The sequence below is a fragment of the Bradyrhizobium sp. STM 3566 genome, from assembly GCF_045571445.1.
GTDB lineage: Bacteria > Pseudomonadota > Alphaproteobacteria > Rhizobiales > Xanthobacteraceae > Bradyrhizobium > Bradyrhizobium vignae.
The window spans coordinates 5,572,612-5,596,733 of the sequence record NZ_CP120692.1; the positions used below are offsets into that span (position 1 = coordinate 5,572,612).

Here is a 24,122-nt window from a genome sequence, read left to right on the forward strand (position 1 = left end):
ATTCATGCGCGAGCTCGTCAGCTGGATCCGCTTCAACGAGGCGGAGGCGCTCGCGCGCGCTCTAGTTCTTTTTCGGAGCACGACCTTTTTGGAAAACTGTTTCACACTTTCCGGATCATGCTCTAGCGCCGCAAGCCGCCCAGCGCCGGAGACTCGCCGGGCAGCATCGAGGAGTTGATGTCGCTGTCCATGCGGCCCGATTGCTGCTGGGTATAGCCGACCCCGAACGACAGGCTGAGGTTGGAGGTCGGCTTGAATTCGACACCCGCAAAGCCGCCATAGCCGGGCGAAGCGCTGGAGGTGAGCGGCGCCAGTGAGCTGCCGATGCCGTTGCCGAACTTCAGTGTCTCGAAACCGGCGAAGAACGTGACGGGCATGCCGCCGGCCGTCTTGATGTTGTAGCCGAACTGCGTGCTGTCATAGGACAGCGCGCTGAAATTGCCGGCCGAACCGGCCTGATTGAAGCCGCTCGAGCCAAAATTGCCGCGCTCGCTGCCGACGAAGAAACCGTTCGCATAGCTGGTACGCCAAGCCGCATCGCCGGCGTTGAAGCTCGGAAAATTGCCGTAGTGGAAATCGGAGCTCTGGCCGGCGCCTCCACCGAGGCCGAAGGGCCCGCCGGGTATCCAATATCTCAGCGGCGCGACTTGCGCATGAACCGGCTCTCCGCCGAGACAGAGCACCGCGAGAGCTGCAAGGAGAGATGAACGTGCAAGGTTGAACATTCAGATAACCGTCGAGAATTTCGCAAATTATACTCCTCGACCATCATCAAAGCCAGCAGAGTGACCGTGCCGGCGTCGCAGCCGCAGGTCTTCCGGGGAACCGCATCTGATGCCGCCTGATCCCTTGCTCACCCGCCTGACATTCGCTCTTGCCGACGTACCGGGCGTTCAGGCTGTCGTGCTCGGCGGCTCGCGCGCGCGGGGCAGTGCACACGCGGCGTCGGACTACGATATCGGCCTCTATTTCAAGACGGCGATTCCGCTGGACACCGAACGGGTGCTGGCCGCCGCGAAGGACATTGCTGACGATCCCGCCACTACGACCGTGACGCCGGTCGGAGAATGGGGTCAGTGGATCGTCGGCGGCGCCTGGCTTTCGGTGGAGGGCCGCAAGGTCGACCTGCTCTACCGTGACGCCGACGCGGTCGAGGCCGTCATGGAATCCTGCTGCGCCGGGGTGGTCACCATGGACTACCAGCCCGGCCATCCGCACGGCTTCTGCTCGGCGATCTGGATGGGCGAGATCGCGTATTGTCAGCCTCTGCACGATCCGAACGGCGTGATCGCTCGGCTCAAATCAATCGCGCTGCCCTATCCGCCGGCGCTGCGTGCGGCGTTGATCCGGCGCTTCCAGTGGGAAATCTCGTTCGGTGTCGAGAATGCGGAGCTTGCGGCGGCGCGCGGCGAGCAGACTCATGTCGTGGGATGCCTCTACAGGTCGCTCGCCTGCATCGCACAGGTCCTGTTCGCACTAAACCAACGCTATCTCATCAACGAAAAGGGCGCGCTTCAGGAGGCCGCCCGCCTGCCGTTGACGATCCCGCATCTGGCACAGCAGACCAACGAGGTCTGGCGGCTGATCGGCACCGGCGCCTTGGCGCCGGCCTGCGAGATCTTGCGCAGGATCGACCGGCAGTTGAAGCTGCTGACATCTTGAAAGCATGGAGAACCCGGCGACATCCGATAGTCCCCGTCACTTACGAGTGCGCAGGCAACATCGCCCGCGTCATCCCGGCGATCCACTATGCGCATCTGCCCCGCATCGTCGGACGTCACCGCGCCTTCGAGCTGCTGTTCACCGGCCGCGTCTTCAGCGCCATGGAAGCGCGCGAGCTCGGCGTGGTGAACCGCGTCGTCGGCGATGCGGAGCTCGAGCCCGAGGTGGTGAAGCTCGCCGCACAGTTCGCAGAAAAATCGGCCGCCGTGCTGCGGATGGGCCGGGCCGCCTTCATGCGCCAGATCGATCTCGATTACCGGCGCAGCATTGCAAGCGCGGTGGATGATTTCTGCAATGTCGCGACGTCGGACGAGGCGCAGGAGGGCCTGAAGGCGTTCGTGGAGAAGCGGCCGCCGAAATGGTGAGGACGGCAGCCTCAGGCGGTCTTGTCGACGGAGGACGACGAATCCGCCGGCGGATATTTCGTCACCGGGACCATGAATGATTTCGAGCCGACCTGATAGATGACCTTGCCGTTCTGTCCGTCGTCGGTCGCGATCTGCGTCTGCCCGAACATGATGACGTTCTTGTAGACGATGCCGGTGCCCTGGCGGGTGACACCGTCGGTGGTGACGCTGACCTGCGCTTCCTTGCCGTTGACCGAGAGCACCTTGAAGCTGGCGCTCTTGCCGTTGTCGGGGGAATAGCCGCCCCAGCTTCCCATGAGGCGGCTGTCAGAAGCCGGCGGGTCCTGCTTCTCGAGATTGGCGGCCTGCTTGCCAGCGCCCCCGAACGAGAACAGCAGCACCATGTTCTTGCCGTCCTTGGTGCCGACCGTGACCCCGCCAAAGGTGATGAGCGTCCCCTTGACCTCGCCAAAGCCGCGTTCGGTGTGGCCGTTATGGGTGTACTCGACCTGCGCCCGGGACCCGCGGATGTTCACGACCTTGAAGCCGACGGGCTGGTTGTTGCCCACCCAATTGCCCTTCCAGTCACCGATCAGCGCGCTCTGGTGATACAGCCGCTCGTTGGCGGGAGAAATCTGGCTGGTGCTCGACGTGACGATGGCCATTGGATTGCTCGGTGGACGGGTGCGATGACCCCGCTCTCATTCGCGCGTCCGACAGCAAAGTCAAAACAGCGATCGGAAACGAACTGAATCGACCGGATTAGGGCCATGTACCGGTTAACGAGCGGTTAAATTCAACCGCCGGGCGAGATGAGGCGAAACGTCCCAACGGGTTGCGCTAACGTCCCCAGCGATCCGACCAGATCTTCTCGCCAATCAGGCAGTTGACGCGCGGCTCCTTGTCGGCAACGCGCATCACGGGACGCTCCGGCGTGCGGCCGGCGACTTCCATCAGCAGCTTGGTGCGGATCGCTTCCTTGAACTTGTCGCGGTCCTTGATCGGGATGACAAAGGAGCCGGGACCTCCGATGACGCAGTCTTCGTAATAGAAATCGAGATTGTCGATATCCATCGTCGAATAGGACGGTTCCTTGACCATGATCGGCAGGCCGTTGATGATAATGCCCTTCTCGAGCGCGGCATCGCGCGCCACGGTGACCGGACCGCCATTGTTGTTGGGACCGTCGCCGGAAATGTCGATGACACGGCGCAAGCCCCGATAGGGATCTTCGTCGAAGAGCGGCATCGCGAAGGTGATTGCGCCGGAGATCGAGGTGCGCGAAGCGCGCCGGATCGGCGTCTTCATGATCTCGGCGGCGACCGCATCCGCCGTCTCAGGTCCGTCGATCAGCCGCCAGGGAATGATGACTTTCTGGTCGCTGGAGGCGGCCCACTCGAAATAGGTCACCGCGATGCGGCCGTTCGGGCCGAGCTTCAGCGCCTGCAGGAACTCCTTCGACTGGATTGCCTGCGCATAGCCCTCGCGCTGGATCGCGAGCTCGTCCATGTCCATGGAGTAGGACACATCGACCGCGAGGATCAGCTCGATATCGACCGTCTGCGCGTCCTTGTCAGCCGCAAGCCGCTGCGGTTGATTCTTGGACGATTCGAATTTGGGTCCTGGTGCCGCGATGCCCGCGACGTCCCCCCCGGCTATGATGCCGGCCACCAGCACAGCCCCGATCGAGAACAGCAAACGCATCGCAGTCTCCCGTCGTATGACGCGATGGTGACATGCAATCGGCTTGCCGCAAAGGCCGAAGATCGCTTCCGCTTCACATTCGAGTTAAGGAATTGGCGCGACGTCACGCAAAGCTGCCGCCATGTTGCCGCGCTTGCGTCACCGGAACACGCGCGATCTCGCGGGCTGTCATTCCTGGACTCGCAAAGCGAGAACCCGCAATGACGGTGCCAGTGGAGACACGCACCCCGCCCACTTGTCCGGCACGATTTCCATGCTAGGGTTGGCTGCACAGATGGGGATGGAGTCCCCCGACAACCGCCCGGCGGTCGATGACCTCGTGGGCTGATGACTCCTGCTTGAGGAGAGGTAATCTTTGGGCCTCTGCCTTTGGCGGGAGCATGGACATACCCGCCGATGGCGGGTTTTTTGTTGCCTGGTGGCGAGGGCCAGGAGAGGGAGAAGGCAAAGACGTGACGATGACGACATCGAAGGCTGCACGCGCCACGCTGCCCAGGGGGATTTGGGTGCTCGGCTTCGTCTCGATGCTGATGGACATCTCCTCCGAGATGATCCACGCGCTGCTGCCGGTCTATCTCGTCACCGTGCTTGGTGCTTCCACGCTCACCGTCGGCTTCATCGAGGGCATCGCGGAGGCGACCGCCTCGATCACGAAAATCTTCTCCGGTGCATTGTCGGACTGGCTCGGACGCCGCAAGCTGCTCGCCGCGCTCGGCTATGGGCTTGCCGCCTTCACCAAGCCGCTGTTCCCACTCGCGCCCAGCGTCGGATGGCTGGTCGCGGCGCGCTTCATCGATCGTGTCGGCAAGGGCATTCGCGGCGCGCCGCGCGATGCGCTGATCGCCGATATCGCCCCCGTCGGCCTGCGCGGCGCGAGCTTTGGCCTTCGGCAATCGCTCGACACCATCGGCGCGTTCGTCGGACCGCTCGTGGCGATCAGCCTGATGTGGTGGACGGCTGACAATTTTGCCCTCGTGTTCTGGGTGGCGGTGCTGCCGGCATTCCTGTCCTTTGGCTTGATCGCGTTCGCGGTGGACGAGCCGGAGCCGGATCCGAGCCGGAAACCTGCAGAAAACCCGCTCAATCTCGCCGCGATGCAGCAGCTCGGAGGGGTCTATTGGCGTGTCGTGGCGGTCGGAATCGTCTTCACGCTCGCACGCTTCAGCGAGGCCTTCTTGATCCTGCGCGCACAGAACATCGGGCTCAATGCGATGTGGGTCCCGGCGGTACTGGTGCTGATGAACATCGTCTATGCCCTGTCGGCTTATCCGGCCGGCGTGCTGTCGGACCGGATCAACCGGACCGGCCTGCTCGCGTTCGGCCTCGTTTTCCTCGCCGGCGCCGACCTTGCGCTGGCGCTGCTGCCGAATTTGGCTGGCCTTGCGCTCGGCATCGTGCTGTGGGGCCTGCATATGGGATTGACGCAAGGGCTGCTCTCCGCCCTCGTCGCGGATGCGGCACCGCCGGATCTGCGCGGCACCGCGTTCGGCTATTTCAACCTGTTCACCGGGCTCGCCTTGCTGGCCGCGAGCGTGATCGCAGGCGCCTTGTGGGACGCCTATGGTCCGGTAGGAACGTTCCTTGCGGGGCTCGGCTTCGCGCTGGTCTCGCTGGTGGGGCTGCTCGCCGTCGGCAAGGATCTGGCAGTAGGGGAGAAGTGATGACGGGGGGCTGTTCATCTTGCTGAGCGGAGCAATTGCGATCGTGATCGGCAGCGCGCTGGGCGGCTGCGCGCGCTATTTCGTCTCCGGTGCGATCGCGCGGCGGCTGGGCGAAACGTTTCCGTGGGGCACCATGACCATCAACGTCACCGGCGCCTTCCTGATCGGTATTTTTGGCGCACTGGCGGCGCATCCGGGCTCGGTCTTCGCATCACCCACACCATGGCTGTTCGCGGTAACAGGGTTTCTCGGCTGCTACACCACGGTGTCCTCGTTCAGCTTGCAAACGCTGACGCTCGCGCGTGGCGGCGAGCCGCTCTCGGCGCTCGGCAATGTCGCCGCCTCGGTGGGGCTGTGCCTCGCCGCCGTCAGCTGCGGCTTCCTCCTTGCGGATCGTCTGGGAGGCTAGAGGCTGATGAGCCCCCCTTCCCCTTTTGCCGAACGCTGGCGCAGCTTCGTGCTCTATGCCTGGGTTGCTGCCGGCAGCATCGTCGGCGGGGTGACGCGCTATCTTGTGGGGCTCGCGCTCGATACCGGCCCCGGCTTTCCCTTCGCGACGCTCTTCATCAACGCGACGGGATCACTGATCATCGGCTTCTACGCCACGCTGACCGGCCCCGACGGACGCGTGCTGGCGCGGCCTGAGCACCGGCAGTTCGTCATGACCGGCTTTTGCGGCGGCTACACCACGTTTTCGACCTTCAGCCTGGAAACTTTCCGCCTGTTTCACGCCGGCATGAAATGGACGGCGCTCTCTTACATCACGGCGTCCGTCATCTGCTGGCTGGTATCGGTCTGGGCAGGCCATATGATGGCAAGACGCTATAGCCGCTTGGCAAGGAGCTGACCATGCAAATCCCCGATCAGGCTGTTTTATTGCGCATCTTCATCGGCGAGAGCGATCATTTCGACGGCAAGCCGCTGCATGAAGCGATCGTGATGACCGCGCGCGAACGGCACCTCGCCGGCGCCACCGTGCTGCGTGGTCCCATGGGCTTCGGCAAGTCCAGCCGGCTGCACACCTCGAAGATCCTGCGGCTGTCGGAAGACCTGCCGCTGTTGATCGAGATCGTCGACAGCGAGGATAACATCAACGCATTCCTGCCCATCCTGGACGGCATGATGTCGAGCGGGCTGATCACCTTGGAGAAGGTGCAGGTCCTGCAATATGGTGCGAAAGCCGCCGGCTGATCGCCCGGCAGGGAACCCAAGCCGCCGTGTCCAGGAGGCGGAATGAACGACGCCGTCACCAAGCCGAAAACCAGGACGAAGACCAAGGTCGAGCGGCCGCGGCTGCACAAGGTCATCCTGATCAACGACGACTACACCCCGCGCGAATTCGTCACCATGGTGTTGAAGGCCGAATTCCGCATGACCGAGGATCAGGCCTACAAGGTGATGATTACCGCCCACAAGCTTGGCGCCTGCGTCGTCGCCGTGTTCACCAAGGACGTCGCCGAGACCAAGGCCACGCGCGCCACCGACGCCGGCCGCGCCAAGGGCTATCCGCTGCTGTTCACGACGGAGCCGGAAGAGTAGCGCTTCGTCTTGCGACAATGAACGACATTCAGCTCATTGCACGTCACGCCATCACCACCGGCGTTTCCTCGGCGAGCCCATAAACGCGCTGCGCCTTGGAAAATCCCGCGATCGGAAATTCGCCGAGCTCGCGCCAGTCGTGGCGGCAGACATTGGCAAAACCTTCCGAGGCGACGACAGTCCGCCCCAGGCGACCCGTGATCTTCTCCAGCCGTGCCGCGAGATTGACGGCGGGGCCGATGCAGGTGAAATCGAGACGGTTGCCGCCGCCGATATTGCCATAGAGAATGTTGCCGACATGCAGTGCGACGCCGAAGCGGAAGCGCTCGACGACCTCGCCGACAGGAAAGGCGAGCGCCTCGACGCTGGCGCGGGACTCGCGCGCTGCCTCCAGCACCCGCGCGCAGACATGCGCGGCATCGCCGACATATTCGTCGATCGGAAACACCGCGAGCAGGCCGTCGCCCATGAATTTCAGCACCTCACCGCCATGGCCGCGGATCGCGGTGACCTGGCAATCGAAATATTGGTTGAGGATCTCGACCACGGTCTCGGCCGGCAGCCGGTCCGACAGTGCGGTGAAGCCGCGCAGATCCGAAAGCCAGATCACCGCCTGCATGGTGTCAGTGTGACCGCGGCGGATCTGGCCGCCGAGAATGCGCGCGCCGGCGCGGTTGCCGACATAGGTGTCGAGCAGCATCTCGGCGGTACGGCGCAGGCTGATGATCTCGCTGACGCGCGCGAGCGGCGCTATGATGCTTCGGATCGCCGCGATGTCATCGTCGCTGAATCCGCCGGGATCCTGCGTGACCCAGCTCGTCGCGTGGATGGAGCCATCGAGAAAAGGCACCGGCACGGCAACATAGTCAGTCGCGCCTTCGGCGCGCATGTCCTCGATGAACGGGAATCGCTTGCTGTCGGGATCGTTCACCCGTCCCCTGACCTCCAGCCCCTGCTGAAACACGATGCGGAGCGGACTGCGGGCGAATTCGGGGGCATCCAGAATGTCGAAATCGACACTGCCGATTTCGACCTCCTCACCCTGCCGCCAGATGAAGTTGCGGCCGAAGATCTCCGGATGCAGCGTGCGGATGAAGATGCCGAACCGCCACAGCGGCAGGCCGGCGGCGACCATACGTTCGCAGAAATCTGCGATCATCGCGGCCGGCTCCACCGACGACCGGGCGCCGTCGATCAGCCACTTGGAGATGCGCTGGAGCTCGGAACTTTCCATGAGCCCATTTGCCGACGGACGACGGGCCGCGTCAAGCCGATCTCGCCGCGCGGCTGTCCGTGCCGATGCGAGTGATGACAAGCCATGCGAACAGCAGCACGCTCAATCCAACGACAATGGATGCGGCGCCGAGTACGGGCTCGGCGGCCTTGATGCCCCAGAGTTTGAGCAGCAGCGCGCCGAGCATCACGGGAACACCGACATTGTGCATCCAGAATTGCGCGCCGGCGGCGCGTCCCGTCGCGACCGAGGGATAGGCCTTGGCTGTCAGCCCGAATAACGCCATCGAGACCCACCCGAGCAGGTTGATATGGGCGTGGAGCGGGAACAGCGAATGGTCGCCGGACGCGCCCATCACGACGCCGAGGATGACCCCGGCGGCGAAATAGATGGCCGCCAGCCGGAGCCAGGCGCGGGCACACGGATTGTCGGTCATGATGTCCTCCTCGATGATCGATCTCCTGCTCATGCGGCCTGCGGTGCGTTGAGCTGGTTGAGGATCGCCGCGAAGTCTAGCCAGACGTTTTCGCGCTTGATCTGCCCGTCGGGCGCCATGTCGAACACGTGCAGCAGGCGAAAGCTCAGCTTGCGTCCGTGGCCAGGAATCCCGAACGGCGCGCCGGGCGCCGTTCCTTCCCACAGGCTCTCGTCGACCACGAAATCCGGCCCGTAGTAACGTCGCAGCGTGGTGACCTTTTCGCCGGAAAGGTCGGCGAACAAAGCGTCGTAGAAGCCGCGCGCCGCGGTCTTTCCGTGGACCGGGCCGGTGGGATATCCGACGACGTCATGCTCGACGTCATCGACCATCGTGCTCAACACGCCATCAACGTCGTCTTCGGCCTCAAAATGAAAGTGGCGGTCGATCATGCGATCAAAGGTTTTCTTCAATTCGTCGTTCATCGGTTTCCCTTTGCTGGGACAATTCGCTATAGTGAGACAAAGTCCCTTAATAAGACACGTGTCTCACATATGCCCGACAGGAAGTCAAGCCGGAGCGCGCATCGGACTCAGATCGAGACCGATAGCCGCGCAAACCAGAAGCGCCGCACGCGCCAGGCCCTGATCGACGCCGCGATGGCGTTTCGCGACGAAGGACGCAACCCGACATTTGCCGAAGTGGCAGAGCGCGCGCTGGTCTCGCGCGCCACCGCCTATCGTTATTTCTCTTCGCTCGAAGCCCTGATCAGCGAGACGGCAACAGAACGCGGGCTTGTGGCCCTGGAGCGCATCTGGCGGCCCGGCGATGATCCGATTGACGGCATCTCGCGTGCATCACGCGAGATGATGAAGCTGATGTTGAGCGACGAAGTCGGTCTGCATGTGATGGAGCGCTCGTTCATGGCCGTGTGGCTCGACAACGATCCGGGCGCACGGCCGCCACGGCCCGGCCGGCGGATGAAATTCATCCTGCCAATCGTCGAGTCGCTGAAGGGGGAACTGTCATCCGCCGCACGCCGAAGCCTCGCCCACGCGCTATCGATGGTGATGGGCAGCGAGGCCGCTCTGGCGATACGCGACATCGGCGGCGCCAGCGTCGAAGAGGCACTCGCTGCCGCCGCCTGGGCGGCACAGGCGCTTGTCAATCAGGCCCGGATCGATGCTGCGGAAGCGCGACGCAAATAGGAGCGCGTATTTCCAGGGAGCGCTCTAGATCAGCGCCCGACCTGCCCGCGGTCGCGCAGGAAATGATCCGCCAGCACGCAGGCCATCATGGCTTCACCGACGGGGACGGCACGGATGCCGACGCAGGGGTCATGGCGGCCCTTGGTGAAGATTTCGGTATCGGTGCCCTGCCGATCGACGGTGAGACGCGGCTGCAGGATCGACGAGGTCGGCTTCACCGCGAAACGCACCACCACCGGCTGTCCGGTGGAGATACCGCCAAGGACTCCGCCGGCATGGTTGGACAGAAAGCGCGTGCCGTCATTGCCGGTGCGCATCTCGTCGGCGTTCTCCTCGCCGGTGAGCTCGGCGGCGCCGAAGCCGGCGCCGATCTCGACGCCCTTGACGGCGTTGATGGTCATCATCGCAGCCGCGAGATCGGAATCGAGCTTGGCGTAGATCGGCGCGCCAAGACCTGCCGGCACGCCTTCGGCGACGACCTCGATCACGGCACCGATCGAGGAGCCGCTCTTGCGGATGCCGTCGAGATACGTCTCGAAGAACGCGGCCTTGTCCTTGTCGGGACAGAAGAACGGATTCTTGGCGATCTCGTCCCAGTCCCACTTGTCGCGGTCGATCTTGTGCGGGCCGATCTGCACCAGCGCGCCCCGCACCTTCACGTCGGGCAGCACTTTTCGCGCGATCGCGCCGGCGGCAACGCGCATCGCGGTCTCGCGCGCGGAGGAGCGCCCGCCGCCGCGATAGTCGCGCAGGCCGTATTTGGCCTCATAGGTGAAGTCGGCATGACCGGGACGAAACTTGTCCTTGATCTCGGAATAGTCCTTCGAGCGCTGGTCGGTGTTCTCGATCAGGAGCCCGATCGGGGTCCCCGTCGTCACCTGCACGCCGGTCTCCGGATGCGCCATGACGCCGGACAGGATTTTCACCTGGTCCGGCTCCTGGCGCTGGGTGGTGAAGCGCGACTGTCCGGGCCGGCGGCGGTCGAGGTCCTTCTGGATGTCGGCCTCGGTGAGCGGAATCATGGGCGGGCAGCCGTCGACCACGCAGCCGATCGCCACCCCGTGGCTCTCGCCGAAGGTGGTGACGCGGAACATATGGCCGAAGGTGTTGAAGGACATTCGAACTGCCGCCTCGCGTTGACGTTTTAAATAAACGTTGCTTGTCGACGTTCGTAGCCCTGAGGGGCATGGCGTTCAACCCCGTTCCCGTCATTCCGGGGCGCCCGAAGGGCGAACCCGGAATGACGAAAAACTCAGGCTTAACTAAACTTCTCCAGCCTCCGGTCGCGGAACACGTAGACGGCGCCCTGCTCGATATAGAGCTCGGCGGCGCTGGCGGGGGTCTCGATGCCCAAGGCCACCATCAGGGCGCGGCAGGTACCGCCATGGGCGACCGCGACGGTATCGACCAGAAGCGAGTCGTACCAGTCGAGCATGCGGAGCTGCACGGCCGCATAGGTCTCGCCGCCGCTTGGCGCCACCGTCCACTTGTCAGCAAGGCGCCTTGCATAGACATCGGGATCTGAGGCCTCGCTTTCCGCCAGCGTCAGCCCCTCCCAGACACCATAACCGATCTCGCGCAGGCGGTCGTCGAGGGAATAATCGGCGGCCGGTAGCGCGAGCTTTCCGCGCAAAAGCTCCATGGTCTGACGCGCACGTCCGAGCGGGCTCGACACATAGGGCAGGGCCGCTCTATCCTTGCCCTCGCGCTTGAACAGATCGGCCAGAACGCCGGCAGCATGCACCGCCTGACCGCGGCCGCGTGCGTTCAGCGGGACGTCCCTGGTGCCCTGGAGCCGGCCGAGCGCGTTCCATTCGGTCTCGCCGTGGCGAAGGAAGTAGATCGTGGGCACCGGCATGTCGGCTGAACGTTAATCCTTGCCACCCAGCGCGATATCGGGTGCGTCCGGGCGCTTCATGCCCAGCACATGATAGCCGGAATCGACATGATGCACCTCGCCGGTGACGCCGCGCGAGAGGTCGGAGAGGAAATACAGCGCGCTGCCGCCGACGTCCTCGGTCGAGACGTTGCGCCGCATCGGCGCGTTATATTCGTTCCACTTCAGGATGTAGCGGAAATCGCCGATGCCGGAGGCGGCGAGCGTCTTGATGGGGCCTGCCGAGATCGCGTTGACGCGGATGTTCTTCTCGCCGAGATCGGCGGCGAGATAACGCACGCTGGCTTCCAGCGCCGCCTTGGCCACGCCCATCACGTTGTAATGCGGCATCCATTTCTCGGCGCCGTAATAGGAGAGCGTGATCAGCGAGCCGCCATCCGTCATCAGCTTCTCGGCGCGCTGCGCCACGGCGGTGAACGAATAGCAGGAGATCAGCATCGACTTCGAAAAGTTCTCCTGAGTGGTGTCGACGTAGCGGCCGTCGAGCTGCTCGCCATAGGCGATCGCATGCACCAGGAAATCGATCTTGCCCCACTTCTCCTTCAGCACCGCGAAGGCGGCATCGATGGTCGCGGCATCCGTGACGTCGCAATGGCCGAGCACGAGACCACCGATCTCGGCGGCAAGCGGCTCGACGCGCTTCTTCAGCGCATCGCCCTGATAGGTGAAGGCGAGTTCGGCACCGGCGGCGTGGCATGCCTTGGCGATGCCCCAGGCGATCGAGCGGTTGTTGGCAACGCCGAGGATCACCCCGCGCTTGCCTTGCATCAGACCTGAATTCTGCGCCATTTTTGAACGTCCCGTCGAGCTCTCGTTGAGGTCTGGAGGTACACCAGCCCTCCCCTGCGGTACAGCCCTAATCCGCGGCGTTAACGCTGTTTCGAGTGCCGGAATAGCCGTTCCGCTCGGGTGTTATGATGGTTGAGGCGCTCGCGCCGAACGCCAGGAACGTCAAGACCTCAATGAATGCGTTTCGCCAGAGTGTGGAAGCCATGATCCCGGCGTTGCGCCGCTATGCCCGTGCGCTGACGCGCGATGCGGATGCGGCCGACGATCTGGTGCAGGACACATTGGTACGGGCGCTGCGTTCCGAGCGGCTGTTTCTCGGGGGCGACGTCAGGAGCTGGCTCTATACGATCCTGACCAACCTCAACAAGAACCGGCGGCGCTCGCTGGCAAGGCGCCCGCAATTCATGCCGCTGACGGAGAACAATCCGGATGCCAGCGGGACCGAGGCCGAAGGACGCGACATCGAGAAGGCGCTGGCGACGCTCGTCGAGGAACAGCGTTCGGTGCTGCTGCTGGTGATGCTGGAAGGCATGAGCTATCGCGAGGTCGCCGACATCCAGGGCGTGCCGATCGGCACCGTGATGTCGCGCCTGGCGCGCGCCAGGGCCCACGTCAAAGCCTCGCTGGAGGGCGAGCGCCCGGCGCTCAGGCGGGTGAAATGAGGACAGGGTGATGCATCGCGTTTCGCGCGCCCGCAGACTGCAGAGGACGCGAGCGAAGTTGAGCCACGAACGATTTTTTGGGCCGCAGAGCCAGAGACGACCGATATGAACGACCGCAAAATCCCAGTGACCGAGGACGAACTGCACGCCTATGTCGATGGCGAGCTGCCGGCCGAGCGCCGCGCCGACGTCGAGGCCTTTCTTGCCGCCCATCCCGACGAGGCCGAGCGCGTGCAGTCCTGGCGTGCCATGGCTGAGATGCTGCACGCCCGCTACGATTCCGTCGCCCAGGAACCAGTGCCGGCGCGGCTGGAATTGGAGCGGCTGGAGCGCCGCCCGCGGCAATGGCTCTATGGCGCCGCCGCGGCCGTGCTGGTTGCTTTCGTCGCCGGCGGCACGGCCGGGTGGGTCGCGCATGGTGCTGCCAATGCGCCCTCAACCTTCCAGAGCTTTACGGCGGACGCGCTCGACGCCCATCGGCTCTATGTCGTCGAGGTCCGCCACCCCGTCGAGGTCGGCGGCAACGAGCGCGACCACTTGCAGGCCTGGCTGACCCGGCGTTGCGGCTGGACCGTGTTCGCTCCGAATTTGGAGGCGAGCGGGCTGAAGCTGGTTGGCGGCCGGCTCTTGCCGGGACCGAACGGCCCGGCGTCGTTCCTGATGTATGAGGGTGCCTCGGGCGAGCGGTACACGATCTACTCCGCCAAGACCGAGAATGGTGCAACGCAAATGCGCTACGCCAAAACGGACAAGGACGGCGCGCTGTTCTGGGCCGACCGCGGCGTCGGCTACGTCGTCAGCGGCAGCAGTGACCGCGACCGGCTGACCAGGGTGGCGCAGGCCGTCTACGACCAGGCGGAGAAAAACGGCACCTGAGCAACCGCATGAGCATGGTGCCCAGATTCCGTCATCGAAAATTTGGAATCAGGACATCGACGCGTCTCATTATCGCACCGGGTGTTCACGCGATTATGAGTGGCGTTCGATCCGCCGATCGACGCAGGCGGCCTCGATTGGGGTTTTTGGTACCGCGCTGGTCCCCCTCTCGAGGCCGCACCTTTGTCGGCTGCCCCGCCGGACAGCCGACACGTCTCAAATGTCCGCGTCGAAGCGCAATGCGCGCTTCAGCCGTATGTTGAGCATCATCCTTTAAGAGAATGCTCCGATCGTCGAGGTGGCCTCGGAATGGCGCCTTCTTGTTGTTTGCGCATGACCTCTTCGGAAGACCGCTGCGCACTTTCGCGCTAGCGCGGCCCTCCGGGTCCGGATCATGCTTAGCCGAGCCCACTCCGCGGATTGTAGGGATGTTGGTCCCGCCACCTCTCCATCAATGCCTCGAGCTCGGCGTCGTTCCCGTCTGGTAGCATAATCCTGATGGTCACCAAGAGATCCCCGGTTCCACCGGCTTTCGGCAGGCCCTTGCCCTTGAGGCGAAAGGTCCGGCCGCTGGAGGTGTTCTTGGGGACCGAGAGCTCGACGGCATTGCCGAGGGTGGGCACGCGGACCTTGCCGCCGAGCACCGCCTCGTAAAGCGTGACCGGCAGGTCGATCTTGAGGTCGGCACCCTCGACCTTGAAGAACGGGTGCGGCGCGATGTTGATCGTGATCAGGAGATCGCCGGGCGGATGGCCTGGCGCGCTCTCGCCCTGTCCCCGGAGCCGAATCTGCTGGCCTTCGGCGACGCCAGCGGGAATCTTGACGTTGAGCTCCTTGCCCGTCGGCAACCGGATGCGCTTCTCGCCACCCTTGGCCGACTCCTCCAACGAGACGGACATGGCCACGTTGACATCGAGATCGAGCCCGATGCCGCCGGTGTCGAACTCGAACTGTGCGCCGCCGCCGGCCCCCGGCCGCGCGCCCCGCATCCCGCCGCCGAACATGCTGTTGAGAATATCCTCGAACGCGCCGCCGCCCGGGCCGCCCGCACCGCCGCTCCGGAACGTATAGCTCTCGAACCCGCCGGGGCCCGCGCGGCCGCGTGGGCCGCCGCCACCCGGAAAGCCCTGGAAGCGCGGCTTGCCCTCGGCGTCGATTTCACCGCGATCGAACTGCTTGCGCTTGTCCTCGTCGCCGAGGATCTCGTTGGCCGAGTTGATCTCGGCAAAGCGCTCGGCGGCCTTCGGGTCACCCTTGTTGCTGTCGGGATGGTGCTTCTTGGCCAGCTTGCGATAGGCGCTCTTGATGGCGGCAGCGTTGGCGCTCCGCGGCACCCCCAAGACCTCGTAGGGGTCGCGCATTCGTCACGTCTCCTTCAAGAAATCGAATTGTTAAGGGCTCCCCACCCCACCTGCCGTTCATGTGGGAAGAGAGTGGCATTTTTGCAACTAGGAGCTTGCGCTGAACCTAGTTCCGCCACGGCTTTAGCGTACGAATCTCCCAACGGCCACGGCTGCTTTGGCAACCGGCGCCCTGGAGCCAGCTTTCAGTGCGGCCATTGACGTAGCTTGCCAGGAAATCGCGGCATTTGCGGCCGTCCTCGGCGGCATAGGACTGCGCGATCGGTGTCACCGAGCCGCGGGCGCCGGTCTCCGGATTCTCCCAGTGCTGGCTGGAATCCTTGTCGCCCTTGCTCAGGACGTCGGAGGCTGCGTTGCGGGTGAAGGCGAGATCGGTCTCGGTCGGCGGGGCATCCTTCGCCGGCCGCGCGATCGAGCCGGTGAGATCGCCGTCATCGGCTTTGGCATAGGCGCTGCTGTCGTTGCGGGAAAAGCTGCAGCCGCCGGTGCCAACCCCGATCAGAATCATCGTCATGACGAAGCCGGACGGCCGGATCGCCGATAGGCCAACGCGTCCCCATGCCCTATATAGGGCGGTAGCGGACAACAACGCGTTTTGGGCCGCGGGACGCAACTCGGACTCCAGACATGACCGACACGACCTCGATGAAACACCAGACACCCTTAACATCCGGTGATTTCACCGCTGCCGATGAGCCATTTGCGCTGTTCGAGGCTTGGCTGAACGAGGCGATCAAGAGCGAGCCGAACGATCCGAACGCCATGGCGCTCGCAACCGTCGACCCTGACGGACTGCCTGATGTGCGCATGGTGCTGATGAAGGGCTTCGATGCCGATGGTTTCGTCTTCTACAGCCACATCGCCAGCCAGAAGGGCCGCGAGCTCGCCGCAAATCCTAAGGCAGCATTACTTTTTCACTGGAAGTCGCTGCGCCGTCAGGTCCGCATCCGCGGCAACGTGACGCCGGTGACCGACGCGGAGGCCGACGCCTATTTCGCGACGCGCCCCAAGCAGGCGCAGATCGGCGCCTGGGCGAGCAAGCAGTCGCAAGAGCTGGAGAGCCGCTTCGCCTTCGAACAAGCCATCGCCAAGGTTGCGGCCAAATACGTCATCGGCGAAGTGCCGCGGCCGCCGGGCTGGAGCGGCTGGCGCATCACGCCCTTGCGTATCGAGTTCTGGCACGACCGCCCGTTTCGGCTCCACGACCGCATCGAATTTCGCCGTGACGCCGCCGGTCAGAAATGGTCCAAGACGCGGATGTATCCTTGAGCCTCATCTTGAATCTTGTCTCGAGCTTTGGGCCAACCTGAAAGATGTCCATGCCGCATTCGTCCAATGCACCGCGTCGTACGCTGCTTCTGACCGGAGCCAGCCGCGGCATCGGCCACGCCACGGTGATCCGCTTTTCCTCGGCGGGCTGGCGCGTCATCACCTGCTCGCGGCATCCTTTCCCGGAGGACTGTCCGTGGGACGCCGGCCCTGAGGACCACATCCAGGTCGACCTCGGCGACCCCGCGGACACCTTGCGCGCAATCAGCGAAATCCGCCGCCGGCTCGAAGGTGGCACGCTGCATGCGCTGGTCAATAACGCCGCGATCTCGCCCAAGGGCCCCGGTGGCTCCCGACTCGGCTCGGTCGACACCGATCTCGACACCTGGACGCATGTCTTCCACGTCAACTTCTTCGCGCCGATCATGATGGCGCGCGGGCTGATCGAGGAATTGAAGGCGGCAAAGGGCTCGGTGGTGAACGTCACCTCGATCGCGGGCTCGCGCGTGCACCCCTTCGCCGGCGCCGCCTATGCCACCTCGAAGGCGGCACTCGCCGCGCTGACGCGCGAGATGGCCTCCGACTTCGGCCGCGTCGGCGTGCGTGTCAACGCGATCGCGCCGGGCGAGATCGACACCTCGATCCTGTCGCCGGGCACCGAGAAGATCGTCGAGCAGCAGATCCCGATGCACCGCCTCGGCACGCCCGACGAGGTCGCAAAAATCATCTACGTGCTGTGCACGGATACTTCGTCCTACGTCAACGGCGCCGAGATCCACATCAACGGCGGCCAGCACGTGTGACGGTGAGCGTCGTTCCGGGGCAGTGCGAAGCATCGAACCCGGAATGACGGATGAATTGATCAACTGATTTCGCCGTAGCTTGAATTGGGAAGCAAGGCGATCCAGACAACGCCGCCGCAAGATCTGGATCGCCTGCCCTTGTCTTCCGTTCCTCAATCGATTCGAATCCGACGTGACCGATCGCGCAGCCTGGGAGCTGCGGCATTGAATGCAGTCGAGCAGTCGTCGTCGTTCTCACCATCGAGCAGCGGAGCACCACAGTGCCGGCACATGCGTGCCGACATCGACGGCGCCTTGCCGCTCGCCAGGACCTGACGATAGTTCGCCAGATCGATGACGTTGCGGGGCGACGTTATGTGTTTTTCAACCATGGCTGTTCCTCGCGGCTACGCACTGCTTATCGCAGACAAGTTTCGCGCAAACGTTCAGCCCACCGCTCAAATTTTACCGGAGGAATTGCGGCACGACGCACACATCACCGCGTCGCCGCAATCCCGATCTATTCTGCGACACGATTCACCGTGTCTCAGCGAGCGGCGTAAGGTCTCGGTAGGTATCTTTGCTCGAGCCCGGCAACCTACAGCCACTTCTTCCACTTGAAGATCCAGTACGGAACGATGGCGGCGAGCAGCATCATCACCAGCGCCATCGGATAGCCGTGCACCCATTCGAGTTCCGGCATCACCTTGAAATTCATGCCGTAGATCGAGGCGATCAGCGTCGGCGGCATCAGGACAACTGCCATGACCGAAAACAGCTTGATGATGTTGTTCTGCTCGAGATTGACGACGCCGAGCATGGCATCGAGCACGAAGGTGATCTTGTTGGACAGATAGGAGGCGTGGTCGGTCAGCGAGGCGACGTCGCGCTGCATGGTCTTGAGCTGCTCGCGCATGTCCTTCGACCATTTCACGCCCTCGACGACCGCGGACAGGAACGTCACGACGCGGCCGATCGACACCAGACTCTCGCGAACCTTCGAGGTCAAGTCGCCCTTGCGGCCGATCGAGATCAAGATCTGGGAATATCGCTTTGCCTGCCCATGGCGCTCGCTCTCGGGCTCGAAGATGTCGTGCGAGACCTGATCGATCTCGGTGCCGCAACGCTCCAGAATGTCGGCGCAGCGGTCGATCACGGCGTCCAGCAGTTCCATCAGCACCATCTCGCCGGTGATGGAAGGCGTGCAGGAGCGAGCCAGCTTGGCCTCGACCAGGGCGAACGGCTTCGGCAGGTCGTAGCGCACCGTCACCAGGCGGTGGTCGCCGAGGATGAAGGTCACCGCCGTGGTCCGGGGCATGTCGGTATCGGAGTGGCACATCAGGGTCGCTGTCATGTAGCGCGCGCCGTTCTCCATATAGAGGCGGCTGGAGATCTCGATCTCCTGCATGTCTTCCCGGGTCGGGATGGCGATGCCCGCGAGCCGCTCCACCGCCTTGTCCTCGGCCGCGCTCGGATTGACGAGGTCGATCCAGACGGCGTTCTCCGGCACCGCCGCAAGATCCTCGATGACAGCCTTCTTGAGGGCGGACTCGGAGGGAACAAACACCGCAAACATCAAAAGCTCCAGAGAACCTGCGACAGAATGACAGCCCTTAGCGCGATTCTGACAGGTTCACGATGACAACAACATTAACGGAGCGTTTGCATTTGTGGCGACCCCGGGGCTCAACTGTGGCACGGAATCGACAGCCTGGCGCGTCTGGCCAAAAAACCTTCACAACACCCCCAAATTTGCGGCAGAAAAGCCACAGCTGAGGTCTTGCAGCGCGGGAAAAAGGCTTCAGCGCTGGAATTGTGGCAGATTTCGACGATAATGAGATTAACGGAGTCGAGGAACTTGGGCGCTAAGCTCAGGCCTTCCGCACGGTATTGTTTTGATCGGAACCAAACCATGTCGTCGCTGAAAGTTAAGTTGGGGATTTTGGCCGCTGGCCTGATGCTGTCGGGCTGCATGCAGGCCACGCACTATGAAGCGACCGACACCAAGGCCTTTAAGCCAAAGGACAAGGAACTCCTGGCCAAGGTCCGGTACGAAAACACCCCCGTCGCAGAGCCGTTCCGCCGCGCCATCGTAGAATACCACCGCAAGGAAGCCCCGGGCTCGATCGTGGTCGATTCCGACAATCACTACCTCTATTACGTGCTGGAGGGCGGCAAAGCGATCCGTTACGGCATCACGGTCGGCGAAGAGGCCATGGCTTGGTCAGGCATCGCCAAGGTTGGCAGCATGACCGAATGGCCGGCCTGGCATCCGACGCCCGGTGAGATTGCACGCTTGGGCGTGCCGACCTATGTCGCCCCGGGTCCGGACAATCCGATGGGGTCCCGCGCGATGTATCTCTATTCGGGCGGCAAGGACACGCTGTTCCGCATCCACGGCACCAACCAGCCGGAATACATCGGCGCCTCGATCTCGTCAGGCTGCATCCGCCTGACCAATGAGGACGCAATCGACCTCTATAACCGGGTCAAGGTCGGCACCATCGTCGTGGTGCTCGAGCCCAAGCATGGCGACTCGCCGTACAACTCGCGGCTGGCGCTCGGCACCAGCCAAACCGGCCAAGCGGGCAGCTACTGATCGCCTCCGAGCCCTAAAGCATGATCCGGAAAAGTGCGAAGCGGTTTTCCGGAAAGATCATGCGTAAACAACAAGCTAAAGCGCGATGACGATTCATCCAAATCTCATCGCGCTTTAGACATCCAGAGCGCCGGTTTCACCGGCGCTTTTTTGTTGCCGGCTTGTTTGCTGCCGGCTTGTTTGTTGCCGATTTGGACGATTGAGCCTTCTGCTTGGGCGCCGGCTTGTCCTCAGGCGGAGAGGATCTCTCCGCCGCCTCATCATCAGCACCTTCCTTTGCCTCGGGCTTCGCCGCCACCTCGCGCGGCGGCGCCTCCTCAGGGCGCTCCGCCGGCAAGAGCGGAGCAACCTGTGGCAGCGGGTCCCACACGTTCCACTGACAGATCCGGTAGTCGTTGCGGCGCTGCGCCAGGTCGAGATGGATGTGGTCCTCGTGGTACCAGTCCGAGCCCGGGCCGAGTACGGTGGAGAAGCGCGCGCACACCGAGTGCAGCACGCGCTCACGCACCTCGCGCGATATGGCCCGGTCGGTGAGGCCGATCGACTGCCCATTGGCGAGCTTGATGGCGCGGATGTCGATGGCATTGGCCTTGCCGTGCTCGGACAGCATCGCGCCAGCGACGCGGTTGCGGCCGCGGCATTCGAAGGAATCGAAATTGTCGAGGTCGCTGATGGGCGAGCCGAAGCTCGCGGCCAGCGGCACCATGTCCTTGCGCACCCAGTCGGCGATTGCGGATGCCATGGTGCAGCGCAGGATCGCCGCCGGCTTGACCGTCACCTTGTGCTTGTCCGGCAGCACGATGGCTTCCAGCCGCACCAGATCCTCGCCGCCGCAGCCGCCGGGGCCGCGGATATCCGGAATTGAGGGCGCGATCGCAATCTCCTCGGTCAGCGCGAGGCGGCAGGCTGAGGCTTGTTTCTTGGGTGGCGAGGCTGCCTCGGCAGGCTTATCGGCGCTCGGCTGGTCGGACGGCTTTCCCTCCGCTTCCGGTGGGGCCTCGTCCGGTGCCCCTTCCAGCGCCTTGGGAGCCTCCGCGGGGCGCGGTTTTGGCAGCGGAATCCTGGCGGCATGAACGGCCGCGCGCGGCCGTGGTGTGCCAAGGCCGAAGACATCGAGTGGTACAGGATATTTCCGCGCCTCTGCCCTCTCGGCAGGCACGAGCAACAGCCCGAGCGCAGCGGTAACCATTGCCGCGCCAGCGGACATATAGCCGCGACAAGACCATTTGCGGCGAAAGTCCGGCAGGCTAAAAGTCATGACAATTCTTTGGCCCAACGCTGAGAGCGACAAAGCGCCCAGCGACTTCTCGGAGGAACGTCGGAATGCTTGGTTTGATGCAAGATTGGCCCCTGCTCTGCCACCGGATCATCGAACACGCCGCCAGGATTCATGGCAAGCAGGAGGTGGTCACACGCTCGGTCGAGGGACCGATCCATCGCACCAACTACGCCGAGATCCACAAGCGCGCGCTCAAGGTTTCCCAGATGCTGGAGCGCGACGGCATCAAGCTCGGCGACCGCGTCGCAACGATCGCCTGGAACACCTGGCGCCATCTCGAGGCGTGGTACGGCATCATGGGGATCGGCGCCATCTGCCATACCGTCAATCCCCGGCTTTTCCCCGAGCAGATCGCCTGGATCATCAACCATGCACAGGACCGCATCGTGATGACCGACATCACTTTCGTTCCGATCCTGGAGAAGATCGCCGACAAGCTGGCAAGCGTGGAGCGCTACATCGTGCTCACCGATAAGGCGCATATGCCCGAGACCACGCTGAAGAATGCGGTCGCCTACGAGGACTGGATTGCGCAGGCCGACGGCAAATTCAAATGGAAGGACTTTGACGAGAACACGGCGGCCGCGATGTGCTACACGTCGGGCACCACGGGCGACCCGAAGGGCGTGCTGTACTCGCATCGCTCCAACGTGCTGCACGCGCTGATGGCCAACAATGTCGACGCGCTCGGCACCAGCGCCGCCGAGACGATGCTGCCGGTGGTTCCGCTGTTCCACGCCAACAGCTGGGGCATTGCCTTCTCCGCGCCCTCGCAGGGCACCAAGCTGGTGATGCCCGGCGCCAAGCTCGACGGCGCCTCGGTCTATGAGCTGCTCTCGACCGAGAAGGTGACGCACACCGCCGGCGTGCCCACGGTTTGGCTGATGCTGCTGCAGCACATGGCCGCCAACAATCTCAAGCTGCCGGATCTGAAGATGGTGATCTGCGGCGGCTCAGCGATGCCGCGCTCGATGATCAAGGCCTTCCTCGACATGGGCTCGAACGTGCGTCACGCCTGGGGCATGACCGAAATGAGCCCGATCGGCAGCGTCGCGGCGCTGAAGCCGCCGTTCCAGAATGCAACGGGCGATGCCAAACTCGACGTACTCCAGATGCAGGGCTATGCGCCCTTCGGCGTGCAGATGAAGATCACCGACGACGCCGGCAAGGAACTGCCCTGGGACGGCAAGACCTTCGGCCGCCTCAAGGTCTCCGGGCCCGCCGTCGCCAAGGCCTATTACCACGTCGACACCAACATCCTCGACGAGGAAGGCTTCTTCGACACCGGCGATGTCTCGACCATCGACGAGGACGGCTACATGCGGATCACCGACCGCTCCAAGGACGTGATCAAGTCCGGCGGCGAGTGGATATCCTCGATCGACCTCGAAAACCTCGCGGTCGGTCATCCGGCCGTCGCGGAAGCCGCCGTGATCGGCGTGTTCCACCCCAAATGGGATGAGAGGCCGCTGCTGATCGTACAACTCAAGCAGGGCCAGCAGGCCAGCCGCGAGGACATCCTCAAATACATGGATGGCAAGATCGCCAAATGGTGGATGCCCGACGATGTCGTCTTCGTCGACGGCATCCCGCATACCGCGACGGGCAAGATCCTGAAGACGGCACTGCGCGACCAATTCAAGGATTATCGCTTCCCGAACGCGGCGGCGTAGCGCACGAGGGCACGCACTGTCATTCCGGATGGTCCGAAGGACCAGACCCGGAATCTCGAGATTCCCAGGTGCGCAAGGGCGCACCGGGGTTCGATACCATTGGCATCGCCCCGGAATGACGGTCCAGAGTCCGCCCTCCCTTGAATTTGCCTCCGGGCCGTGGTCTCAACGGCGCATCGTCGCGCCAGATCGGCCGGCGCCGCCCTCAACATCCGGCAGAGCTCACCCGATGGTCCGCAGGTTTTCCGCTCCCTACCAGTCGGAGCCCGTGTCCAGCCTCGCGAGCTGGGCGCGCAATCTGGCCGTGTTCGCGGTCGCGGCGGTGGTGGTGTCGATCATCATCGTGCGCTTCGATTTCCTGGAGCCGAAGCCGGCGCTTGTGACTTTCTTCGGCGGGCTCGCGATCGCCGGCCTCTCGATCTTGTTCGGGCTCGCCGGCTTTGCTGCGATCTGGCAGAACGGCTCGCGTGGCATGGCGCGCATCCTGCTCGCCTTCCTGATCGACGGGGCGATCCTCGCCTACCCCGCCTATCTGGCCTTTCAATATCGCAAGCTGCCGCCGATCTACGACATCACCACCGACCCGATCGATCCGCCGCGCTTCGACGCGCTGGCGCGCCTGCGCACCGGCGAGGGCACCAACACCGCGGTCTACGCCGGCCTCTATTCGGCGGAGCAGCAGCGCCACTTCTATCCCGACATCGAGCCCGTCGAGCTGGAGATTTCGGCCGACCGCGCCTATGCAATCGCGCTCCAGCTCGTGCACAAGCGCAAATGGATCGTGATCGATGAGCGCGCACCGCAGCCACCGCGCCGCATCGGCCGCATTGAAGCGGTCGCGCGCACGCCGATCATGGGTTTTCGCGAGGACGTTTCGATAAGGGTCGTGCCGGACGGCGATGATTCCCGCGTCGATATCCGTTCTGCTTCGCGCAACTTCGACAGTGATCTCGGCAGCAACGCCGCGCGCGTCAAAAAATTCATCGACGATCTCAACACCGCCGCCGATGCCGACGCGCTCAAGCCGGTGAAGAAGACGCCGGTCGCGCCGCCCAAGGCGCCGGCGAAGACGGTGAAGAAATAGTCTCATTCCGGGGCGCGCGAT

At 63.7% G+C, this 24,122-nt stretch carries 29 protein-coding genes and 1 riboswitch; of the genes, 15 read left to right on the top strand and 14 right to left on the bottom strand.

The genetic code is table 11. From position 1 onward, the window contains the following. Positions 1-122: 122 nt before the first annotated feature. Complete coding sequence (locus tag P6U27_RS26900) at positions 123-725, bottom strand: hypothetical protein (RefSeq protein ID WP_407192833.1); 603 nt, start codon at positions 723-725, stop codon at positions 123-125. 109 nt (positions 726-834) lie between these two features. On the opposite strand from P6U27_RS26900, the gene P6U27_RS26905 reads away from it, so the two are divergent. Both P6U27_RS26905 and P6U27_RS26910 read left to right on the top strand, forming a co-directional pair. After that, positions 835-1,662 carry a nucleotidyltransferase domain-containing protein gene (locus tag P6U27_RS26905; protein ID WP_407192834.1) on the top strand — a complete coding sequence of 276 codons (828 nt, stop codon included), beginning with the start codon at positions 835-837 and terminating at the stop codon, positions 1,660-1,662. Next, positions 1,659-2,087 (top strand): enoyl-CoA hydratase/isomerase family protein, encoded by a 429-nt coding sequence (locus P6U27_RS26910; protein WP_407192835.1) that lies wholly within the window; start codon positions 1,659-1,661, stop codon positions 2,085-2,087. The genes P6U27_RS26905 and P6U27_RS26910 overlap by 4 nt, the downstream gene beginning before the upstream one ends. Before the next feature lie 11 nt (positions 2,088-2,098). Here P6U27_RS26910 and P6U27_RS26915 read toward each other — a convergent pair whose 3' ends face one another. Next, the gene (locus P6U27_RS26915) at positions 2,099-2,734 is read right to left on the bottom strand and encodes a hypothetical protein (protein WP_129143880.1); all 636 of its coding nucleotides are present in this window, start codon (positions 2,732-2,734) and stop codon (positions 2,099-2,101) included. 175 nt (positions 2,735-2,909) lie between these two features. Next, positions 2,910-3,773: a DUF1194 domain-containing protein gene (locus tag P6U27_RS26920; RefSeq protein WP_407192836.1), complete on the bottom strand. Its 864-nt coding sequence runs from the start codon at positions 3,771-3,773 to the stop codon at positions 2,910-2,912. A 267-nt stretch (positions 3,774-4,040) separates the two neighbouring features. Continuing rightward, positions 4,041-4,117, top strand: a riboswitch (Fluoride riboswitch). A gap of 114 nt (positions 4,118-4,231) precedes the next feature. Here P6U27_RS26920 and P6U27_RS26925 point away from each other — a divergent pair. The 5 genes from P6U27_RS26925 to clpS are packed head-to-tail and all read left to right on the top strand — an operon-like array spanning position 4,232 to position 6,973. Next, positions 4,232-5,434 (top strand): MFS transporter, encoded by a 1,203-nt coding sequence (locus tag P6U27_RS26925; RefSeq protein ID WP_407194487.1) that lies wholly within the window; start codon positions 4,232-4,234, stop codon positions 5,432-5,434. 19 nt (positions 5,435-5,453) lie between these two features. After that, entirely contained in the window at positions 5,454-5,843 is a 390-nt protein-coding gene (gene crcB / locus P6U27_RS26930; protein ID WP_407192837.1) for a fluoride efflux transporter CrcB, read from the top strand. Between the two features lie 6 nt (positions 5,844-5,849). Then, positions 5,850-6,281, top strand: coding sequence for a fluoride efflux transporter CrcB (gene crcB, locus P6U27_RS26935; RefSeq protein ID WP_129143882.1), 432 nt, complete (start codon positions 5,850-5,852; stop codon positions 6,279-6,281). Positions 6,282-6,283: 2 nt separating this feature from the next. Then, entirely contained in the window at positions 6,284-6,625 is a 342-nt protein-coding gene (locus tag P6U27_RS26940; protein ID WP_129143883.1) for a DUF190 domain-containing protein, read from the top strand. A gap of 42 nt (positions 6,626-6,667) precedes the next feature. After that, positions 6,668-6,973 (top strand): ATP-dependent Clp protease adapter ClpS, encoded by a 306-nt coding sequence (clpS, locus tag P6U27_RS26945; RefSeq protein WP_122404688.1) that lies wholly within the window; start codon positions 6,668-6,670, stop codon positions 6,971-6,973. 43 nt (positions 6,974-7,016) lie between these two features. On the opposite strand, the gene P6U27_RS26950 is transcribed toward clpS, so the two are convergent. From P6U27_RS26950 to P6U27_RS26960, 3 genes are read right to left on the bottom strand one after another with little or no spacing between them, the layout of a single operon-like run. Continuing rightward, entirely contained in the window at positions 7,017-8,207 is a 1,191-nt protein-coding gene (locus P6U27_RS26950; protein ID WP_129143884.1) for an adenylate/guanylate cyclase domain-containing protein, read from the bottom strand. 31 nt (positions 8,208-8,238) lie between these two features. Then, positions 8,239-8,643, bottom strand: a complete 405-nt coding sequence (locus P6U27_RS26955; RefSeq protein ID WP_122406807.1) for a hypothetical protein — start codon at positions 8,641-8,643, stop codon at positions 8,239-8,241. A 29-nt stretch (positions 8,644-8,672) separates the two neighbouring features. Further along, entirely contained in the window at positions 8,673-9,014 is a 342-nt protein-coding gene (locus P6U27_RS26960; protein WP_244608033.1) for an ester cyclase, read from the bottom strand. Between P6U27_RS26960 and P6U27_RS26965 the strand changes: the two genes are divergently transcribed. After that, positions 8,994-9,830 (top strand): TetR/AcrR family transcriptional regulator, encoded by an 837-nt coding sequence (locus P6U27_RS26965; RefSeq protein WP_407192838.1) that lies wholly within the window; start codon positions 8,994-8,996, stop codon positions 9,828-9,830. The genes P6U27_RS26960 and P6U27_RS26965 overlap by 21 nt on opposite strands. A gap of 29 nt (positions 9,831-9,859) precedes the next feature. Here the strand turns inward: P6U27_RS26965 and aroC are convergent, their stop codons facing one another. From aroC to fabI, 3 genes are all read right to left on the bottom strand, one after another. Next, positions 9,860-10,948 (bottom strand): chorismate synthase, encoded by a 1,089-nt coding sequence (gene aroC / locus P6U27_RS26970; RefSeq protein WP_122404692.1) that lies wholly within the window; start codon positions 10,946-10,948, stop codon positions 9,860-9,862. Positions 10,949-11,088: 140 nt separating this feature from the next. Further along, entirely contained in the window at positions 11,089-11,688 is a 600-nt protein-coding gene (locus tag P6U27_RS26975) for a histidine phosphatase family protein (RefSeq protein ID WP_122404693.1), read from the bottom strand. Between the two features lie 12 nt (positions 11,689-11,700). Continuing rightward, positions 11,701-12,516 (bottom strand): enoyl-ACP reductase FabI, encoded by an 816-nt coding sequence (gene fabI / locus P6U27_RS26980; protein ID WP_027554293.1) that lies wholly within the window; start codon positions 12,514-12,516, stop codon positions 11,701-11,703. A gap of 173 nt (positions 12,517-12,689) precedes the next feature. On the opposite strand from fabI, the gene P6U27_RS26985 reads away from it, so the two are divergent. Continuing rightward, positions 12,690-13,178, top strand: a complete 489-nt coding sequence (locus P6U27_RS26985) for a sigma-70 family RNA polymerase sigma factor (protein WP_027570971.1) — start codon at positions 12,690-12,692, stop codon at positions 13,176-13,178. A 105-nt stretch (positions 13,179-13,283) separates the two neighbouring features. Next, positions 13,284-14,054: an anti-sigma factor gene (locus tag P6U27_RS26990; RefSeq protein WP_122404694.1), complete on the top strand. Its 771-nt coding sequence runs from the start codon at positions 13,284-13,286 to the stop codon at positions 14,052-14,054. A gap of 398 nt (positions 14,055-14,452) precedes the next feature. Here P6U27_RS26990 and P6U27_RS26995 read toward each other — a convergent pair whose 3' ends face one another. Together P6U27_RS26995 and P6U27_RS27000 are read right to left on the bottom strand one after the other, a co-directional pair. After that, complete coding sequence (locus P6U27_RS26995; RefSeq protein WP_129143888.1) at positions 14,453-15,415, bottom strand: DnaJ C-terminal domain-containing protein; 963 nt, start codon at positions 15,413-15,415, stop codon at positions 14,453-14,455. Positions 15,416-15,521: 106 nt separating this feature from the next. Continuing rightward, positions 15,522-15,929, bottom strand: coding sequence for an RT0821/Lpp0805 family surface protein (locus tag P6U27_RS27000; RefSeq protein ID WP_162500392.1), 408 nt, complete (start codon positions 15,927-15,929; stop codon positions 15,522-15,524). A gap of 113 nt (positions 15,930-16,042) precedes the next feature. On the opposite strand from P6U27_RS27000, the gene pdxH reads away from it, so the two are divergent. Beyond that, on the top strand, positions 16,043-16,684 hold the full coding sequence (gene pdxH / locus P6U27_RS27005; protein WP_122404696.1) for a pyridoxamine 5'-phosphate oxidase: 642 nt from the start codon (positions 16,043-16,045) through the stop codon (positions 16,682-16,684). Positions 16,685-16,734: 50 nt separating this feature from the next. Continuing rightward, positions 16,735-17,487 (top strand): SDR family NAD(P)-dependent oxidoreductase, encoded by a 753-nt coding sequence (locus tag P6U27_RS27010; RefSeq protein ID WP_407192839.1) that lies wholly within the window; start codon positions 16,735-16,737, stop codon positions 17,485-17,487. A gap of 152 nt (positions 17,488-17,639) precedes the next feature. Here the strand turns inward: P6U27_RS27010 and P6U27_RS27015 are convergent, their stop codons facing one another. Both P6U27_RS27015 and P6U27_RS27020 read right to left on the bottom strand, forming a co-directional pair. Then, a complete protein-coding gene (locus P6U27_RS27015) occupies positions 17,640-17,858 on the bottom strand; it encodes a hypothetical protein (protein WP_122404698.1) in 219 nt (72 codons plus the stop codon). A 206-nt stretch (positions 17,859-18,064) separates the two neighbouring features. Further along, entirely contained in the window at positions 18,065-19,042 is a 978-nt protein-coding gene (locus tag P6U27_RS27020; RefSeq protein WP_122404699.1) for a magnesium transporter CorA family protein, read from the bottom strand. Between the two features lie 336 nt (positions 19,043-19,378). Between P6U27_RS27020 and P6U27_RS27025 the strand changes: the two genes are divergently transcribed. Further along, positions 19,379-20,065 carry a L,D-transpeptidase gene (locus P6U27_RS27025; RefSeq protein WP_122404700.1) on the top strand — a complete coding sequence of 229 codons (687 nt, stop codon included), beginning with the start codon at positions 19,379-19,381 and terminating at the stop codon, positions 20,063-20,065. A gap of 136 nt (positions 20,066-20,201) precedes the next feature. Here P6U27_RS27025 and P6U27_RS27030 read toward each other — a convergent pair whose 3' ends face one another. Next, entirely contained in the window at positions 20,202-21,323 is a 1,122-nt protein-coding gene (locus P6U27_RS27030) for an extensin family protein (protein WP_407192840.1), read from the bottom strand. 65 nt (positions 21,324-21,388) lie between these two features. Between P6U27_RS27030 and P6U27_RS27035 the strand changes: the two genes are divergently transcribed. After that, the gene (locus P6U27_RS27035; RefSeq protein ID WP_122404702.1) at positions 21,389-23,017 is read left to right on the top strand and encodes a fatty-acid--CoA ligase; all 1,629 of its coding nucleotides are present in this window, start codon (positions 21,389-21,391) and stop codon (positions 23,015-23,017) included. A 229-nt stretch (positions 23,018-23,246) separates the two neighbouring features. Then, on the top strand, positions 23,247-24,101 hold the full coding sequence (locus tag P6U27_RS27040) for a DUF1499 domain-containing protein (RefSeq protein ID WP_122404703.1): 855 nt from the start codon (positions 23,247-23,249) through the stop codon (positions 24,099-24,101). Positions 24,102-24,122: the final 21 nt, after the last annotated feature.